Annotated in this window: 15 protein-coding genes and 1 pseudogene; 7 read left to right on the top strand and 9 right to left on the bottom strand. The window is 61.7% G+C overall.

Annotation, left to right across the window (positions count from 1 at the left end; genetic code table 11):
* Positions 1–13 precede the first annotated feature (13 nt).
* Complete coding sequence (locus tag AC244Q_RS27655) at positions 14–1,024, bottom strand: GlxA family transcriptional regulator (protein WP_128406096.1); 1,011 nt, start codon at positions 1,022–1,024, stop codon at positions 14–16.
* A complete protein-coding gene (locus tag AC244Q_RS27660; RefSeq protein ID WP_206641052.1) occupies positions 1,021–1,599 on the bottom strand; it encodes an isochorismatase family protein in 579 nt (192 codons plus the stop codon). The genes AC244Q_RS27655 and AC244Q_RS27660 overlap by 4 nt, the downstream gene beginning before the upstream one ends.
* Positions 1,600–1,756: 157 nt before the next feature.
* Between AC244Q_RS27660 and AC244Q_RS27665 the strand changes: the two genes are divergently transcribed.
* Both AC244Q_RS27665 and AC244Q_RS27670 read left to right on the top strand, forming a co-directional pair.
* Positions 1,757–2,425, top strand: a complete 669-nt coding sequence (locus AC244Q_RS27665; RefSeq protein WP_113547397.1) for a response regulator — start codon at positions 1,757–1,759, stop codon at positions 2,423–2,425.
* Positions 2,415–3,818: a sensor histidine kinase gene (locus AC244Q_RS27670; protein WP_128406094.1), complete on the top strand. Its 1,404-nt coding sequence runs from the start codon at positions 2,415–2,417 to the stop codon at positions 3,816–3,818. The genes AC244Q_RS27665 and AC244Q_RS27670 overlap by 11 nt, the downstream gene beginning before the upstream one ends.
* A gap of 80 nt (positions 3,819–3,898) precedes the next feature.
* On the opposite strand, the gene AC244Q_RS27675 is transcribed toward AC244Q_RS27670, so the two are convergent.
* The 4 genes from AC244Q_RS27675 to AC244Q_RS27690 form a co-directional block, all read right to left on the bottom strand.
* Positions 3,899–4,780 (bottom strand): ABC transporter permease, encoded by an 882-nt coding sequence (locus tag AC244Q_RS27675; RefSeq protein ID WP_113547399.1) that lies wholly within the window; start codon positions 4,778–4,780, stop codon positions 3,899–3,901.
* A gap of 11 nt (positions 4,781–4,791) precedes the next feature.
* Entirely contained in the window at positions 4,792–5,610 is an 819-nt protein-coding gene (locus tag AC244Q_RS27680; RefSeq protein WP_012755423.1) for an ABC transporter ATP-binding protein, read from the bottom strand.
* A 96-nt stretch (positions 5,611–5,706) separates the two neighbouring features.
* Positions 5,707–6,720: an ABC transporter substrate-binding protein gene (locus AC244Q_RS27685; protein WP_128406093.1), complete on the bottom strand. Its 1,014-nt coding sequence runs from the start codon at positions 6,718–6,720 to the stop codon at positions 5,707–5,709.
* A 372-nt stretch (positions 6,721–7,092) separates the two neighbouring features.
* Entirely contained in the window at positions 7,093–7,821 is a 729-nt protein-coding gene (locus tag AC244Q_RS27690) for a FadR/GntR family transcriptional regulator (protein WP_206641091.1), read from the bottom strand.
* 303 nt (positions 7,822–8,124) lie between these two features.
* Between AC244Q_RS27690 and AC244Q_RS27695 the strand changes: the two genes are divergently transcribed.
* Complete coding sequence (locus AC244Q_RS27695; RefSeq protein WP_128406867.1) at positions 8,125–8,385, top strand: CopG family ribbon-helix-helix protein; 261 nt, start codon at positions 8,125–8,127, stop codon at positions 8,383–8,385.
* Positions 8,385–8,660: a type II toxin-antitoxin system RelE/ParE family toxin gene (locus tag AC244Q_RS27700; RefSeq protein WP_012755427.1), complete on the top strand. Its 276-nt coding sequence runs from the start codon at positions 8,385–8,387 to the stop codon at positions 8,658–8,660. Before AC244Q_RS27695 ends, AC244Q_RS27700 begins: the two co-directional genes overlap by 1 nt.
* Before the next feature lie 6 nt (positions 8,661–8,666).
* On the opposite strand, the pseudogene AC244Q_RS27705 reads toward AC244Q_RS27700, so the two are convergent.
* Positions 8,667–9,245 (bottom strand): annotated as a pseudogene (locus AC244Q_RS27705) (substrate-binding domain-containing protein); the annotation flags it as partial.
* A gap of 110 nt (positions 9,246–9,355) precedes the next feature.
* Between AC244Q_RS27705 and AC244Q_RS27710 the strand changes: the two are divergent.
* Together AC244Q_RS27710 and AC244Q_RS27715 are read left to right on the top strand one after the other, a co-directional pair.
* Positions 9,356–10,285 (top strand): substrate-binding domain-containing protein, encoded by a 930-nt coding sequence (locus tag AC244Q_RS27710; RefSeq protein ID WP_128406868.1) that lies wholly within the window; start codon positions 9,356–9,358, stop codon positions 10,283–10,285.
* Positions 10,286–10,301: 16 nt separating this feature from the next.
* Positions 10,302–12,446, top strand: a complete 2,145-nt coding sequence (locus AC244Q_RS27715; RefSeq protein ID WP_012755430.1) for a methyl-accepting chemotaxis protein — start codon at positions 10,302–10,304, stop codon at positions 12,444–12,446.
* A gap of 75 nt (positions 12,447–12,521) precedes the next feature.
* Here the strand turns inward: AC244Q_RS27715 and AC244Q_RS27720 are convergent, their stop codons facing one another.
* On the bottom strand, positions 12,522–13,784 hold the full coding sequence (locus tag AC244Q_RS27720) for a DUF3422 domain-containing protein (protein WP_128406869.1): 1,263 nt from the start codon (positions 13,782–13,784) through the stop codon (positions 12,522–12,524).
* Here AC244Q_RS27720 and AC244Q_RS27725 point away from each other — a divergent pair.
* Positions 13,783–13,998 carry a hypothetical protein gene (locus AC244Q_RS27725; RefSeq protein WP_128406870.1) on the top strand — a complete coding sequence of 72 codons (216 nt, stop codon included), beginning with the start codon at positions 13,783–13,785 and terminating at the stop codon, positions 13,996–13,998. The two genes, AC244Q_RS27720 and AC244Q_RS27725, sit on opposite strands and share 2 nt — an antisense overlap.
* An 8-nt stretch (positions 13,999–14,006) precedes the next feature.
* Here AC244Q_RS27725 and AC244Q_RS27730 read toward each other — a convergent pair whose 3' ends face one another.
* The gene (locus AC244Q_RS27730; protein ID WP_128406871.1) at positions 14,007–15,464 is read right to left on the bottom strand and encodes an MFS transporter; all 1,458 of its coding nucleotides are present in this window, start codon (positions 15,462–15,464) and stop codon (positions 14,007–14,009) included.
* Between the last annotated feature and the right edge of the window lie 29 nt (positions 15,465–15,493).

Below are 15,493 nucleotides of genomic sequence, written 5' to 3' on the forward strand. Positions count from 1 at the left end.
CCTTCCTCTTGCGCTATGAGCCTGTAGGTAGCCTCGACCGTGCCGCACTCGGTGGGCCGTCATTCAGACGGTTCCAGGCGCGGCGGAGTTGCCGCGCCGAGCCGAAGCCGGCGCGCATCGCGACAGCCTCCATGTCCAGCCGTGAACCGGCGAGCATCTCGCGGGCAAGAGCCACGCGCATACGGTTGACGAAATCCGTCACGCTCATGCCCGTCTGCTCGTTGAACAGCCGTGAAAGGTTGCGCGGGCTGGCGCCGCTGAGGCGGGCGAGCGACACCACCGACCAATCCTCAGACGGGTTGGCGGCCACGGCATCCTGTGCACGGTGAATGACCGGGTGGATATGGTTGCGACCTTCGAGCCAGGGTGAAAGCTGCGGATCCGATCCGCCGCGCCTGAGATAGACGACAAGATATCGTGCCACCGCAAGCGCACACGCGTGCCCGGCCGCTTCGGCAACGATATGCAGCATGAGGTCTATGCCGGCGGTGATGCCGGCGCTGGTGAGGCGATCTCCATCCTCGACATAGAGCCGGTTGTCCCGGACGCGCGCGGTGGGAGCGAGCCTCGCCAGATCCTCTATGCAGCCATGATGGGTGGTGCAATCGCGGCCATCGAGCATGCCTGCCTCGGCAGCGAGCAATGCGCCCGAGCAGATCGAGACCAGACGAATTCCCGGGCGAATGGCGTGCCTCAGCCATGCGACGATGGCAGCCTGGTCGGCGCGCTCCTGTTCGTTCCCTGGGGCGCTGTTTTTCATCGGGGCATCGGCGCTGCCGGCAATGATGACAAGCGCGGTATCGGGCAAGCTCTCCGGCAATGCGGCGACTCCCGTAACGGCAAGGCCGATCGAACTGCCGACCGTCGCCGATGGGCCGATATAGGCGACGGTAAAGCGCGCTGTGCACTGTTCGAGGTTCGCCTTGCGCAGCACTTCGATGGGGCCGGCGACGTCGAGCAGCAGCACGCGCGGCGGCACGACGACGAAGACCGGAATATCGAAGGGCTGCGCGGCGTCCGTCATGTGGCGAGTGACTTCCCACGCCCCGCCAGGGCCTGGTCGACGGTCGCGATCCGAGCAAACCGGCCCGACAGGACCAATTCGGTCCGGTCCCGGATTTCCTTGGCGCTCCAAGTGCGTCCTGTGGCGTCGGTCATCGGGAAGGTCAGCGTCGCTTCGCCGACATAGTCGACTTGATAGCCGAGATCGGAGGCATGACGGGTCGTGGTCTCGCAGCACTGTTCGGTGCGGATGCCGGAGACGAGGATACGACGGACGCCGTTCTCGGTCAGCCACACGTCGAGACCGGAACCGACCAGGGCGCTATGGCGCCTCTTCCTGAACGTCGCCTTGGGGGCGATCCTGAGCGGGGCGAGTGTGCTGACGAACCCGGATGCTTCCGAAAACGGGCCGTTTTCATCGACATGGAAGATTTGGATGATGGGGATCCCATCGGCTTCCGCGCCGTCGATCAGAGCCTGCTGACGATCGATATAGGCGGAGGCGAGGTTTTCATCCCAGTAATCGCGGTGTCTGAAAGACTCCTGGGCGTCGATAACGAGAAGGACAGTATCATGGCCGGACATTTTTTGCTCCATCCAGGTTGATCATGAAGTCATATTCGGCGATTTGAAGACAGAGGAAAATGCGCGCGCCGGACAAATAACGGACAATTCGCGCCATGGATGCCAGGCCTCGGCGGAGGAAATCGGGTCACGCTTCCGCCAGACCATCCGCACATGCTAAGGAGGTCGGATGAGACTGCTTGTGGTGGAGGACAACAAGGATCTGGCGGCCTGGCTGGGCAAAGCCCTGCGACAGGCGCAATATGCTATCGATATTGCCCATGACGGCGAGGACGCCGAGCATTTGCTCAAGGTGGCTGAGTATTCGGCGATGATCCTCGATCTTGCTCTGCCCAAACTTGACGGGTTAACGCTTTTAAAGCGATTGCGGCAGTCCGGGAGCAAGCTGCCGGTCATCATCTTGACCGCGAATGCCAGCCTGGACGGCCGTGTGGCGGGGCTCGACAGCGGCGCCGACGACTATCTCGCCAAGCCCTTCGAAATCGCCGAGCTCGAAGCGAGGATCCGTGCGGTGGTCCGCCGCGGCCAGGATCGGGCTTCGTCGGAAATCACCGTCGGCAACCTGCTTTTTTCCGGTGGGACGCGGCAGTTTTTCGTCGCAGGCGAGCCGCTGCAATTGACGCCGCGCGAATATGCCGTTCTCGAGCAGCTCGTCATGAAGCATGGCATCACGGTTTCGAAAGCCGCGCTTTCTGAAAGCGTCTTCGGTTTCGACGACGAGGCGGATCCGAGCGCCATCGAAATCTACGTCCACAGGCTGCGAAAGAAACTGGAGAGCAGTTCGGTTCAGATTGCGACGTTGCGCGGGCTCGGTTATCTCCTCCGACATGTCCAGTAGCCTCGTTACAAAGGTCGGCGCGGCGATCGCGCGGCTCAGCCACAGCTTGAGGGTACAATTGCTCTGCTGGGTGCTGATGACCCTGTTCGGCGCGATCGGCTTCAATCTTTACGACAGCTTCTGGACGGCGGATGCGACGGCAAAGCTGGTGACGGATCGAACACTTCTGGCCTCGGCCCGCGTCATTGCCGAGGCCGTCCGCGTCGACGAGGGCGGCAATGTCCAGGTGGACGTGCCGCCTTCCGCGCTGGAGATGTTTGATACAGGCTTCGGCGACCGGGTATCTTACCAGGTGATCACCGCGTGGGGCAGTCTGGTCAGCGGCTTTCCCGACTTGCCGTTGCCGGCCGTCCAGCGGGCAGGCGCCGATCGCGCGTTCCATGGTGCCGATGTGCGTGTCATGATGCTCGACCATCCTGTCGTCGGCCTGCCCGATGACGGCACGATCTCCGTGACCGTCGCCGTTACGCATAACAGCCAGTATGCGATGCGACGGCAATTGTGGCTTTCGGACTTTTCGAAGCAGTTCGTGCTCGTCTTCGTCGCGAGCCTGGTGACCATCCTCGGGCTTCAACGGGGTCTGGCGCCCGCTCTGAGACTGCGGGACGCCGTGCGCCAGCGCGGCCGCCATCGTCTTGATCCGCTGCCGCCGGAAATGGTGCAGAGCGAACTGCAGCCGCTCGTCCATGCCCTGAACGACCATATGGAGCGCGTCCAGAACCAGATGGCCGCGCAGCGACGGTTCGTATCGAATGCCGCGCATCAGCTCCGAACGCCGCTCGCGCTGATTTCGACGCAGGCGAGCGTGGCGGCCCGGGAAGCTGATCCGGCTCGCCGTGACGAGGCGCTTGTCGCCCTTCGCACCAGCACGAAGCAGATTTCGCGTCTCGCCAGCCAGCTTCTTACCTTGTCGCGGGCCGAGCCCGGAAGCCGGCGCCCGCGCAGCGATGCGACAGACCTCAGCAAGGCTGCCCGCGAGATCCTGGAAGCGCATGCCGAAGAGGCGCTCAGGCGCAACATCGACGTCGGTCTGGAAGCGGTCCGCCCGGTCATTGTCGACGGCGACGCGACGATGTTGCGCGAGATGTTGGTCAACCTCATAGACAACGCGATCCGCTATACCCGCCCGAATGGACGGGTGACCGTCGCCGTCGGGCAGGCTGACGGCAATGCCGTCGTGACCGTCGAGGACGACGGGCCGGGTATTCCGAGCGGGGAGCGCGAGCAGGTTTTCGAACGGTTCTACCGGATCATGGGGACCGAAGCTGAGGGGAGCGGTCTGGGGTTGTCGATCGTTCGGGAGGTTGTCGAAGGTGCAGGAGGTTCAGTCTCGCTCGATGATGCGGAAGGCGGCGGCGGGCTCATCGTGACGGTACGGCTTCCGCTCGCTTAAACTCGAGCGCGTCAAATGAAGAAGGCCGGGCATGGCACCCGGCCTTCTTCTCTATCTGCCTTGGGAGGGGGCCGATTTGATCACTGGGTATCGAGGTGCTGTTGCGGACGCCATTTCGCCAGACGGTTCTCGATCAATGTCATGATGTATTCGGCAAAAAGCGTGACGACCATGACGAGGAGGATTGCCGCGAACATGCCGGCGGCATCGAACGTACCCTTGGCGATCGAGATGAGCTGGCCGATGCCGAAGCGGGCGCCGACGAATTCGCCGACGATTGCGCCAATGATCGCGAAACCGAAGGACACATGCAGACTGGCGAAGATCCAGCTCATCGCTGACGGGATGACCACGGTGCGGGTGACCTGCCAATCCGAGGCGCCGAGAATGCGGGCATTGGCGATCATGTTGCGGTCGGCCTCGCGCACACCCTGGAAGGCGTTTGCAAAGACCACGAAGAACACCATGATGAAGGCGAGAGCAACCTTGGAGGGCAGGCCGAGACCCATGATCATGATGAAGATGGGGGCGAGAACGACGCGCGGTATCGAGTTGATCGCCTTGATATAGACGGAGAAGATGTCCGACAGGAAGCGGTTGCGGCCAAGGCCAATGCCGACGAAGACGCCGGTGATCGAACCCGCGAAGAATCCGATCAAGGCCTCCTCCATCGTCACCCATAGATTATACCAGAGCGAACCTTCCGTGGTGCCTTCGGTTGCCCATTCGTAGAGGCGCTGAACGACGCCGCTCGGGCTCGAATAGAAGAACGGATCGATCCACTGCATGTTGGAAGACAGTTCCCACATGCCGATCACGAAGACCAGGATGGCGATCTGCCAGAAGCGCACCAGCGTCTTGCGCTGGCGCATCGCCTTCAGCGCCGACGCCTCGATTTCCGTGTCCGACGTGCCGGGCCGAAACATGGTGGCCGAACCGGCCTCAAGAGTGGTGTGTGCCATGATATCCTCCCTCAGGCCGCTTCGCTCGCGCGGCGGTAGCTGGTCTCGACCTCTTCGCGGAGGTCCTCCCAGATCGTCTTGCAGTAGTCGATGAAGGCCTGCTCGTAGCGGATTTCCGACACGACGCGCGGACGGGGGAGATCGATCGTGTAGACCGACTTGACCGTCGCGGGGCCGGCGGTCAGGACATAGACCTTGTCGGCAAGGGCGACAGCTTCTTCGAGGTCGTGGGTGACGAACACCACCGAGGCCTTGCGCTCGGCCCACAGTTTCAAGAGCTCTTCGTGCATGACGGTGCGGGTCTGTACGTCGAGAGCCGAAAACGGCTCGTCCATCAGCAGGATTTCCGGCTCGTTGATGAAGGTCTGTGCCAGCGAGACGCGTTTGCGCATGCCGCCTGACAGCTGGTGGGGATAATGATGGAGAAACTTCGAAAGGCCGACACGGGCGAGCCAGTCGCGTGCGCTCTTTTCTGCCTCGGCGCGCGACTTGCCTCGAAACAGCGGACCGGCCATGACGTTGTCGATGACGTTCTTCCAGGGAAAGAGCGCGTCGGTCTGGAATGCGAAGCCGACACGCGGGTCAATGCCGGTGATCGGGCCGCCCATCAGCCGGACTTCACCGGCGCTGGGGCGTGCGAGACCCGTCACGAGGTTGAGCGTCGTCGATTTACCACATCCGGTGGGGCCGACGACGGCTACGAACTCTCCGCGGGCGACCGTCATGTTGAAATCGCGCAAGGCCGTCAGGGACTTGCCGGTCGGCGAGACGAAGCGGCGGCTGACGTTGATCAGCTCGATCGCCGGGATCTCGTTCTTGTCATGTTGCATGATGATACCTGAGGCGTGCTTTGGGCGCGTGCACGCAATGCCCATGGATCGATCGGGAGGGTCGCTTCCGGTTGGGACCGGAAGCGACGCGACGCCTTACTTGACGTTCTTGACGAATTCCGTCGTGTAGGTCTTGGCAAGGTCGATCTGCTTGCCCTTGACGTTCTTGGAGAACTCAGAGAGCACGGCAAGCACGGTTTTCGGACCGTCTTCCGGCATGACGCCATCCGGTGTGAACATGCCCTTGCCCTCGTCGAGAGCCTTGATGTAGCCGTCCTTGTCGCCGACGTAGAAGTCCTTCGGCATCTTGTCCGCAATCTCGGCGGCAGAATGCGTGTTGATGTAGCGCAGCGTCTTGACGAAGGCGTTGGCGAGCTTCTGTGCCTCTTCCTTGTGCGCGTCGACCCAGGAGGTTTCCAGGTAGAGCGAAGCGGCCGGATAGGTGCCGCCGAGCGCCTGACGGGTCGCCTCGACCGTGCGCATATCGACGAGCACGCTCGCCTCGCCGGTCTTGATCATGCGCGAAATCGTCGGCTCGGTCGTCATGCCGGCCTGGATCTGATTCTGTTGCATGGCGGCGATGAAGGTGCCGCCGGCGCCGACTGGAATTGTCACGACATCACCGGGCTTGAGGCCGGCCTTCGAGGCCATGAAGAGGGTCAGGAAATTGGTGGACGAGCCGAGACCGGTGACGCCGAGGCTCTTGCCCTTGAAATCGGCCGGCGACTTGATGTCAGGATACTTGCTCGAGACCATCTCGACCTCGCCCGGCGCCTGGCTGAACTGGACGATGGATTCGACGAATTTGCCTTTGGCCTGCAGGTCCACGCAATGGTCGTAGAAGCCGACGACACCCTGGACGGCGCCCGCCAGAAGCTGGTTTTCGGCATCGACGCCGGCAGCTTCATTCAGGAGTTCGACGTCGAGACCCTCGTCCTTGAAGTATCCGAGCGATTCGGCAAGCTTGGCGGGCAGATAGATCTGCTTCTCATAGCCACCGACCATGATGGTGATCTTGTCGGTCGCATGTGCGGCGCTGGTCGTGAAAGATGCTGCGGCGAGAAGCGTCGAAAAAGCGACGGTGTGAAAAAGGCTGCGTGAAGAACGCATGAAAATCTCCTCCTGTGGTTGGCTGGCATCGTCGTCTCGCCACCTTGACCGTGTCTCCTCCACGATGCCGCCCCTTCCTATGACGTCGAAGCTTTCAACTAGCTTTCAATCGCGAATGGGCAGGCAGCCCGTCCCATCCCGCCCATGCACCACCTGTCGCAGAGCGCGGGAGCAATAAGCGCGCCTGCATTTCTTAAGCCGGATGCGTTGTCCCTTCCACACACATATGCTGCAGACATATCTTTTCGAGCGCACCGGCAGCGTTCAGCCTTTTCGGTAGCCGCTCCAACATGAAAATCGTGAGACGACTTGTCCGCGGCCGTTATGGTCATCTGATGATCGGCTGGAACGTGTGAGCTCTTGGATCAGATGTCAGCTCGTAAAGCTTCGCAGATCTCTCAGCAGGTTGCGATACCTGGCCTGGCTGCCGACCAGATGCTCGCGCATGGCGTTGCGGGCGGCCTGATCGTCTCTGTCCGAGATGGCGACGACGATTGCCTCGTGCTCCCTGTGGATCAGCTTTCGATAGGCCGTCTGTTCGGCCGTCCTCGTTTCCGGAACGAGTCTCGACTGCGGGATGATCGCCGAACCCTGGGACTCCAGGAACTGCCTGAACAGCGGATTGTTCGTGGCTTCGGCGATTGCGGCATGGAGCTCCAGATCCGCATCGCGAATGGATTGGTCGCTCTCGATGCATTGGAGGATTTTCCGATGACATTCGAATATCGCCTCCTCCTGCGCAGGCGAGCGGCGCAAGGCTGCGAGGCCTGCCGCCTCGATTTCGACAGGTGTTCTGATCTCAAGTACCTCAAGATCGGAGGCGACGCGGGCTTTGTCGACTTTCCGCGCGGAGAGCGCCGGATCAGCACCGAGTACGAAAATCCCAGCCCCCTGGCGCACCTCGACAAGCCCGTCGGAGCGAAGTGCGGCCACGGCCTCGCGCACGACCGTCCGGCTGACGCCATGTGTTTCGGTCAACTCATGTTCACTCGGAAGCTTGTCGCCGACGGAATACTGGCCGCTCAATATGGCTTGCCGGAGGCTTTCGCCGACCTGTGTGACCAGCGACCCGGAGCCTTTGCTGCGATCCTTCATCTGCATAGCCACGCCTGACCCCGCCTCGGCTCTGATCCGAATGCCGCCCAAACTCACGGCACCCGAAATTTGCGATTCATCACACATGTATGACAAATTTGACGGTCTTTCAATGGACGAGCGGCGCCTGCGCTTTGTTCCTTGACTGTTTTTGCGAACCGACGAAAATTCGGCACTGCGCTTTCTCTCAAAACTCTCGATGCTGCGTTAGCTTACTGCCATGCCGCGACTTTACTTCGCCATGTACATGCGACTGGATATAATCAAAATTAATCGCTACGATTAGAAATGATTGACGAGGAGTTTTCGATGGAGACCAAGGTTCTGACTGCTCATGTTCCGCTAGCGCTTGCGCAAAAGGTCGATCAACTCGCGTCGCGGCTCGAACGTTCGCGTGGCTGGATCGTCAAGCAGGCTCTCATGGCATGGATCGACCAGGAGGAGGAGCGCCGGCGTTTGACGCTCGAGGCGTTGGCCGACGTCGATGATGGTAACGTTATCGAGCACCAGTCTGTTCAAGCCTGGGCCGATAGCCTCGATAGCGACGAGCCGATCTCTTTGCCTCGGTGATGGAGATCAAGTGGACGAGCAAAGCGGTCTCGGACGTCTCCCGCTTGTACGACTTTCTCACTCCGGTCGACCGGCAAGCGGCGGTCCGAACCGTGCGGGCACTGACGGCAGCGCCTGCACGGCTGCTTGAGCAGCCGCGCCTCGGCGAGCGGCTCGAGGAGTTCGATCCTCGAGAGGTCCGCCGTATTCTTGTCGGTCGTTACGAGCTGCGCTATGAAATCCAGCAGTCGATGATCTATGTCTTGCGCCTTTGGCATACGCGTGAGGACAGGTAGAAGCACTCACAACCGCCTGGTCGACTCCCCGCGGACGAATCTCGGCGTCAGGATGAAGTCTTGCGGCGGTGCTGCGGCGCCCTCCGGGCTTGCTATTCTTGCCAGCAGACGCTGTGCCGCCAGCTCGCCGAGCTTCTGCGCATCCTGCACCACCATGGTGATGCGAGGCGTGATGACATTGCTCCAGGGCACGTCGTCGACCATCGCCAGCGACACGTCGTCAGGGCAGCGGAAACCCATCTCCTGCATCACCTGCAGCGCTGCGAGGCCCGTCATGTTGTTGGCGCCGATGATGGCGGTCGGTCGGTCGCGGCGGGTCAAGAGGCGCATCGCCTGCGCATGGCCGCCGGTTCTGGTGTAGCCGCCTTCGACGACCAGCGAAGGATCGATGTCCACACCGGCGCCGGCCATCGTGTTCATGAAACCCTTCAGACGCTCGTCGGCAGTGTGCAGGCCGCTCGGCCCGGAGATGAAGCCGATCCGTCTGTGGCCGAGCTGCAGCAGATGTCCCGTCAGGATGGTGGTGGTCAGCGGGTTGTCGGAACCGACAAAATCACGCTCGGCGCCTTCCACCTTCTGGTCGAATTGTCACCGCAATCATATCCTGGCGCTTAACCTTTTTCTTCCGGCCGAAAAGTAAAATTTAACCAAAATTTGAAATAACCCTTTCAGATCCGAATTGTGCAGGGGAATTCATGAAAACGGCCACGCTTGCATCCATCGCCTTGGCGATATCGATCTCTGCTGCCCATGCCCAGACGATCGGGGTTTCGATGTCCGGTCTCGACAAATTCAGGACGGCGCTTCTAAACGGCGTTGTCTCGCATGGGCAGACGATATCCGGCCTCAAACTCGTCACCGAGAATGCCAATGGCGACAAGGAGCTCCAGAAGCAGCAGGTGCAGAAGCTCATTGCCGACAAGGTCGACGCGATCATCCTTGCCGTCTCCGATGGCGACCTCGGGCCGCAAATGACCAAGATGGCGGCAGATGCCGGCATTCCACTGGTGTACATCAACAACGTTCCTTCCAACCTGCTGGACCTGCCTGACAATCAGGTGGTGGTCGCCTCCAACGAGAAGGAATCCGGAACGCTGGAGACCAAGCAGGTCTGCGCGCTCCTTAAAGGCAACGGCCGCGTCGTCGTGCTGATGGGCGAACCATTCCACGCCGCCGCGCGTGCCCGCACCCAGGATATATCAGACGTCATTGCCACCCCGGATTGCAGGGGCCTTCAGATCGTCGAGCGGCAGGCGGCCTATTGGTCGAGCGATTATGCCGACCAGCAGATGCAGGAATGGCTGTCGGCCGGCGTCAAGTTCGACGCGGTCATCGCCAACAATGACGAGATGGCGCTCGGCGCGATCCGGGCCATGAAGAAGGCCGGCATACCGATGAAAAATGTCGTCGTCGCCGGCGTCGACGCGACCGACGACGCGCTCGCAGCGATGGTCGCCGGCGATCTCGACGTGACCATTCTCCAGAGCGCCGTCGGGCAGGGCGCTGCCGCTGTCGACGCTGCCGTCAAGCTGATCCGCAAAGAGAAGGTGCCGCGCGAAAACAACGTTCCCTTCGAACTCGTCACACCTGAGAACATTGCCACCTATCTGCCGAAGAGCCAGTGAGCATAAGAGGATTATGATGTTGCATTTCTGGAATAAATTCGGCATTCGCGCACAGATCACCTCCGGCTTCGTGCCGCTGATCCTGTTGATGAGCCTGCTCACGGTCAGCGCGATCTCCGGCATGAACGGGCTCGCCTCGATCTTCTCTTCCTATCGCGCCACGGCCGGCCAAAGTCTCGCCATCTCGGACTACAGCGACCAGCTGAACGAGATTCAGATGTCGGCGGAAGCCTTCCGCTCCACGCCGACGCAGGATGTCGTCGATCGCTTCCGCGCCGGCGTGAAAGCGTTCGACGCCGACGACCCGCGTTTTGCCGGCAACAAGGACCTGCAGTCCGGCCTTGCGGCGATCCGCCAGGACATCGCCACCTATGGCAAGGCTTTCGAACAGATCGTCGCGCTGCAGGCCAGGCGTGATGCCTTGATCTCCAAGGTCACCGAATTCGGCCCCTGGACCAGTATTGCGCTCAACGATGTCGTGCGCAGCGCCTGGCGCCAGAACGATGTGGCCCTGCTGCAGATGACCGCGGCGACACTGGAGGCCTTGAACCGTAGCCTTTATTTCTCCGAACGCTTCGTGCACTCCGATGATTTTGCAGCCTATGACACGGCGCAGGCAGCACTGGCCGAAGCGGTCGCGCTCAACGAAGCGGCTGCGAAAGCCGCAAAGAACGAGCTGCAGAAGAAGCGCCTGATGGGCGCCGGCCAGCTGATGCAGAATTACACCGCCCGTCTCGGCGACATGAAGGACGTGCTGCAGGCCTCGGGCAACATCCGCCAGACGCAGCTCAGCGTGCTCGCGCCGAAAATCTCAGGCGGCTTCAAGGATCTGCAGGCGACGGTAACGGGCGCGCAGAAGACCCTTGATGGTTCGGTGGACGCAACGGTTGCCTCCGCGACCAGCACGACGCTTGTTATCAGCGGGCTGCTGATCGTCATCGGCCTCGTCCTTTCCTATTTCGTCGGCCGGTTGATTTCCTCGGCGGTGCGCAACATGGCGCAGTCCATGGAGCAGCTTGCCCGCGGCGAGGAAGGGATCGTGATAACGGGCGTCGAACATCGCCACGAGCTGGGGGCCATGGCGCGTTCGCTGAAGGTTTTCCAGGAAACGGGGCGCGCCAAGCTGATTGCGGAAGCCAATGCCGACCGCGCCCGCCTGGCGGCCGAAGAAGAGCGGCTCCGCCAGGAGGCCGAGCGGCTCAGCGACGCGCAGGTGATGGAGCATGCCTTCCGCCAGATCTCTGTCGGGCTGGACGCACTCTCGAAGGGCGACCTCACTGTCCGCGTCGGCGAAGTCGACCATCGCTATGTCAGGATCCGGGATCATTTCAACAATTCGGTCGCAAGCCTCGAAGAGGCGGTTGACGCCGTCATTCGCGCGGTCGGCACCATCCGATCCGGTCTTGCGGAAATCTCCACCGCCTCCAACGATCTCGCCCGCCGCACCGAGCAGCAGGCAGCCTCGCTGGAGGAGACCGTCGCGGCGCTGGGTGAAGTGACCCGCGGCGTCAATGGAACGGCGGAGGGCGCAAGCCGCGCCCAGGGTGTTGTGGCAACCGCCCGCACCAATGCTGAAAAGGGCGGAGAGATCGTTGCTCGCGCCATCGATGCGATGACGGAAATTCAAAATTCGTCGTCCAAGATCGGCAACATCATCAGTGTCATCGACGAGATCGCCTTCCAGACCAACCTGCTGGCGCTGAATGCCGGCGTGGAAGCGGCGCGCGCCGGCGAGGCAGGCAAGGGCTTTGCCGTCGTCGCCCAGGAAGTCCGCGAGCTCGCCCAGCGCTCCGCCAACGCGGCAAGGGAGATCAAACAGCTGATCTCTACATCCTCGGCGCAGGTCAAGACCGGCGTCCAGCTGGTGGGCGAATCCGGCCTTTCGCTCGAACAGATCGTCGAGCAGGTCACCGCCATGAATGCGACCGTGGCCGAGATCGCCGTTGCCGCCCGCGAACAGGCGACAAGCCTGCGCGAGGTCTCGGCTGCCGGCGACCAGATGGACAAGGTGACGCAGCAGAACGCCGCGATGGTCGAAGAGACCACGGCGGCCGCGCAGAGCCTGACACATGAAACCGAAAGCCTTGCCGAACTGCTGCGGCGGTTCAGGACGGGTAGCGGCCGGGCATCGGAACATCGCCACTACGCGATGGCATCCTGACGTCCTGCCGATGCAGGCAAGAAAACGCCGCCGCCGCGAAAGGGCGGCGGTGAGCGGTCATCGGCCAGCGTCGCCTCAATGGCTCTCTGATGCGGGACCGTGAGAGTGGCCGGCAATGCTCTTGCGAACATGGCGAACTGCCGTCCACACGGCGAAGAGCACGAGCGGGATGGCGCCGAGAACGGCGAGCTTTGCGATGTGCGGATCGACGCCCAGTTCGGAGATGCTTTCCAGGCAGATCTTTGCGAGGCCAACGGTGTAATAGGTGATGGCGATGACGGAGAAGCCTTCGACCGCCTGCTGGATATGCACCTGGATGCGCGCCCGCTCTTCCATTGATGTCAGGAGTGAGGCGTTCTGATCTTCGAGCTGAACCTGCACGGTGGTTCTGAGCAGGTCTCCGGCCAGGCTCACACGTTCGGCCAGTTCATCGAGGCGGCGTTCGGCGGCGTGAACCGCACGGACGGCCGGCTGAAAGCGCCGGTCGATGAAGGTGCCGATCCGCTGGCGCTGCTCGACGCGCTCCTCGCGCAGCTCCGACGATCTGCTTGCGACGATCTCGGCATAGGCTTTCGTCGCGCCGAAGCGGTGACGAGCGAGAGCGGAGAAATTGAGCACATCCGACGAGAGCTTGGTGACCTCGGAAAGCAGGGCCTTGTCGACTTTGACCGCACTCTGCATATGCGAGATCAGCAGGTCGAGGCGCCGATCGAAGACGAAAAGCTTCGACACCGTCTCGCGTGCCATCGGCAACGCCAGCAACGCCATCATCCGGTACGTCTCGATCTCCAGGAAACGCCTGACCATGCGGCCGGTGCGATAGGCGTTGAGATTGCGGTTGAAGAACAGGAATTCGACGAAACCGCTATCGGTCAGCCGGAAGTTCGAATGCACTTCCGCGTCGCCGCCGCCGACTTGTGAAGCGACATAGTCGAGCTTCGGTTTTTCCGGACCTTGCCCGTCCTTGTCGTCCCGCACCAGCACGCGGACGGCTGCGATGATCTTCCCGTCGATCTGACGGCAGCAGGCCTGAAAGGCTTCCGGCGGATTGCTGCCGGGTTCGGCCGATGCGGGAACGACGAAAGTCAGGGTGAGGAACTCGGTATGCGCCTCCCACTTCAGCCGGCCGTCGCCGATGCGGCCGATGCCGTGGTTGCCCTCGCGGGTCGTGGAGACATCTTCTAGTCCCGGCAGGGAAGTTGGTATCTGAGGAGGGGCATTCTCGCCGACGATGGCGACGTGCCACACATCCGTGTCGCCATCGAAGTAAAGCGACGGCCGCGCGTGGAGCTCGTTGTGAAGTTCCCTTCGCAGCGGATGCTCGGAGCCCATCGGCATGGAAATGCACCTCTATACGGTAGACAGTCGCTGGATCGCCGGATGTAAGCGGGTTGCCGGCATGTGTGAGTTGACCATGGCGCCTGCGAGCCGGCGAAGGCTGACAACGCCTATAGCCTCTCCCGAACCGCATGTCACCATAAAGGGCAACGATGTCGGCGGCTTGCGCGACATCGTTGCCCTATTGCTCGATTGTCACCCGCTGAACTGGTGATGCTGACCTTACGATGAGGTTTCTTCCAGTCGACGTCCCCCGGTCTCGATCATTCCGATAGCCGCAACCGCACCGATGGCGGCGACGATCGCGAACATCATGAACACCGAATTGATGCCCTGCGTCCCCATCATATAACCGACCGTGGTCGGCCCGACGGCCGAGGCTATGCGCAGCCATGATGTCGCAAGACCCGTTCCGATAGCGCGCATCCGCGTCGGATAGATCTCCGGCGTGTACAGATACAAAACCGCATTGATCGACCCGACAACGCCATAGGCAAGCGTTGCCAGCACGATCAACGACCAGAGCTGGCCTGCGCCACCGGCAGCCAAAGCGGTCAACAGCGCCGCGCCGACCAGGAAGGATACAATGGCCCAAGTTCTTCGACCGATGCGGTCGATGCAGAAAGCGCAAACCAGAAGGATGGCGACCTGGGCGACATTGGTCATCGACGCCGCCCGAAGAGCGCTTCCGAGCTCGAGCTTGTAGACGGTGTGATAGAGTGTTGGCATCCAGTTGTTGAGGCTGTTGGCGACGAAGAACGAACTCGCCCAAAGGACCCAGGCGATCAACGTCCTGGCGCGGAAGCGTGGAGACAGCAGCTCGCTCCAGCGGCTTCTCGGCTGCCGGGCGACCTGTGCGGGGGCGGGCGCTGCAGCCGGCGCTTCAGGCGCCGATTGCGGCTCCTGTTGATAGTCGAGGTTTGCCTTTCTTGCGCTCGCCTCAGCCTGGCGGATGATCGCTTCCGCTTCGTCCAGGCGTTGCTGGCCGATCAACCAGCGCGGCGATTCCGGCAGCCGATAAAGCAGATAGGCGATGACGAGACCGGGAATGCCGCCGATGAAGAACAGCGATGTCCATCCGAGGATCGGCACGAGCAAGGTCCCAACCTGGCCGGTGATCATCAGCCCGACCGGAAAGATCATCTCATACAGCATGAAATAGCGGCCGCGTCCCTTCGCCCGCAAAAGCTCGCTGATATAGGTGGCGGCGACCGGCATTTCTCCGCCGACACCAATACCCTGAATCAGCCGGCATAGGAAAAGCATCTGAAAATTGCCGGTGAGCGCGCAGGCCAGGCCCATGACCGACATCAGCGCTGTGGCCGCTGCCGCCATGGGGACGCGGCCGAAACTTTCGGCAAGACGGCTGAAGAGCAAGGCGCCGAGCAATTGGCCGATGTAGCTGGCGGCGATCATCCAGCCGATCTGGGCCGGAGAAAGCTCCCATAGCTTGATCAGAATCGGAAGGACGAATGCCAGCGAAAGGGCATCGAAGGCATCGAGAAACGTGGCACTCCCCATGACGATCCGCGCCCGGCGGTGCCAGGGTGTAAAGGGAATGGCTTCGAAACGGGCAGTCAGCGCTGCGGCGCGACCGCGGTCGGATGCCGGGCTCGGATCGTGGGCCTCAAGCCCATCTGCGGTCGCGGATGCGGCCAGCGTAATTGTGTTGTCGTGCATTCTATCCTCCCAGATTCAGCACCTTGATG

The sequence above is a fragment of the Rhizobium sp. CB2179 genome (genome assembly GCF_057653455.1).

Excerpts from the sequence above, each read along its gene's own strand:
- AC244Q_RS27655 (WP_128406096.1), bottom strand. The coding sequence starts at position 1,024 with ATGACGGACGCCGCGCAGCCCTTCGATATTCCGGTCTTCGTCGTCGTG.
- AC244Q_RS27660 (WP_206641052.1), bottom strand. The coding sequence starts at position 1,599 with ATGGAGCAAAAAATGTCCGGCCATGATACTGTCCTTCTCGTTATCGAC.
- AC244Q_RS27665 (WP_113547397.1), top strand. The coding sequence starts at position 1,757 with ATGAGACTGCTTGTGGTGGAGGACAACAAGGATCTGGCGGCCTGGCTG.
- AC244Q_RS27670 (WP_128406094.1), top strand. The coding sequence starts at position 2,415 with ATGTCCAGTAGCCTCGTTACAAAGGTCGGCGCGGCGATCGCGCGGCTC.
- AC244Q_RS27675 (WP_113547399.1), bottom strand. The coding sequence starts at position 4,780 with ATGGCACACACCACTCTTGAGGCCGGTTCGGCCACCATGTTTCGGCCC.
- AC244Q_RS27680 (WP_012755423.1), bottom strand. The coding sequence starts at position 5,610 with ATGCAACATGACAAGAACGAGATCCCGGCGATCGAGCTGATCAACGTC.
- AC244Q_RS27685 (WP_128406093.1), bottom strand. The coding sequence starts at position 6,720 with ATGCGTTCTTCACGCAGCCTTTTTCACACCGTCGCTTTTTCGACGCTT.
- AC244Q_RS27690 (WP_206641091.1), bottom strand. The coding sequence starts at position 7,821 with ATGCAGATGAAGGATCGCAGCAAAGGCTCCGGGTCGCTGGTCACACAG.
- AC244Q_RS27695 (WP_128406867.1), top strand. The coding sequence starts at position 8,125 with ATGGAGACCAAGGTTCTGACTGCTCATGTTCCGCTAGCGCTTGCGCAA.
- AC244Q_RS27700 (WP_012755427.1), top strand. The coding sequence starts at position 8,385 with ATGGAGATCAAGTGGACGAGCAAAGCGGTCTCGGACGTCTCCCGCTTG.
- AC244Q_RS27710 (WP_128406868.1), top strand. The coding sequence starts at position 9,356 with ATGAAAACGGCCACGCTTGCATCCATCGCCTTGGCGATATCGATCTCT.
- AC244Q_RS27715 (WP_012755430.1), top strand. The coding sequence starts at position 10,302 with ATGTTGCATTTCTGGAATAAATTCGGCATTCGCGCACAGATCACCTCC.
- AC244Q_RS27725 (WP_128406870.1), top strand. The coding sequence starts at position 13,783 with ATGGAAATGCACCTCTATACGGTAGACAGTCGCTGGATCGCCGGATGT.
- AC244Q_RS27720 (WP_128406869.1), bottom strand. The coding sequence starts at position 13,784 with ATGCCGATGGGCTCCGAGCATCCGCTGCGAAGGGAACTTCACAACGAG.
- AC244Q_RS27730 (WP_128406871.1), bottom strand. The coding sequence starts at position 15,464 with ATGCACGACAACACAATTACGCTGGCCGCATCCGCGACCGCAGATGGG.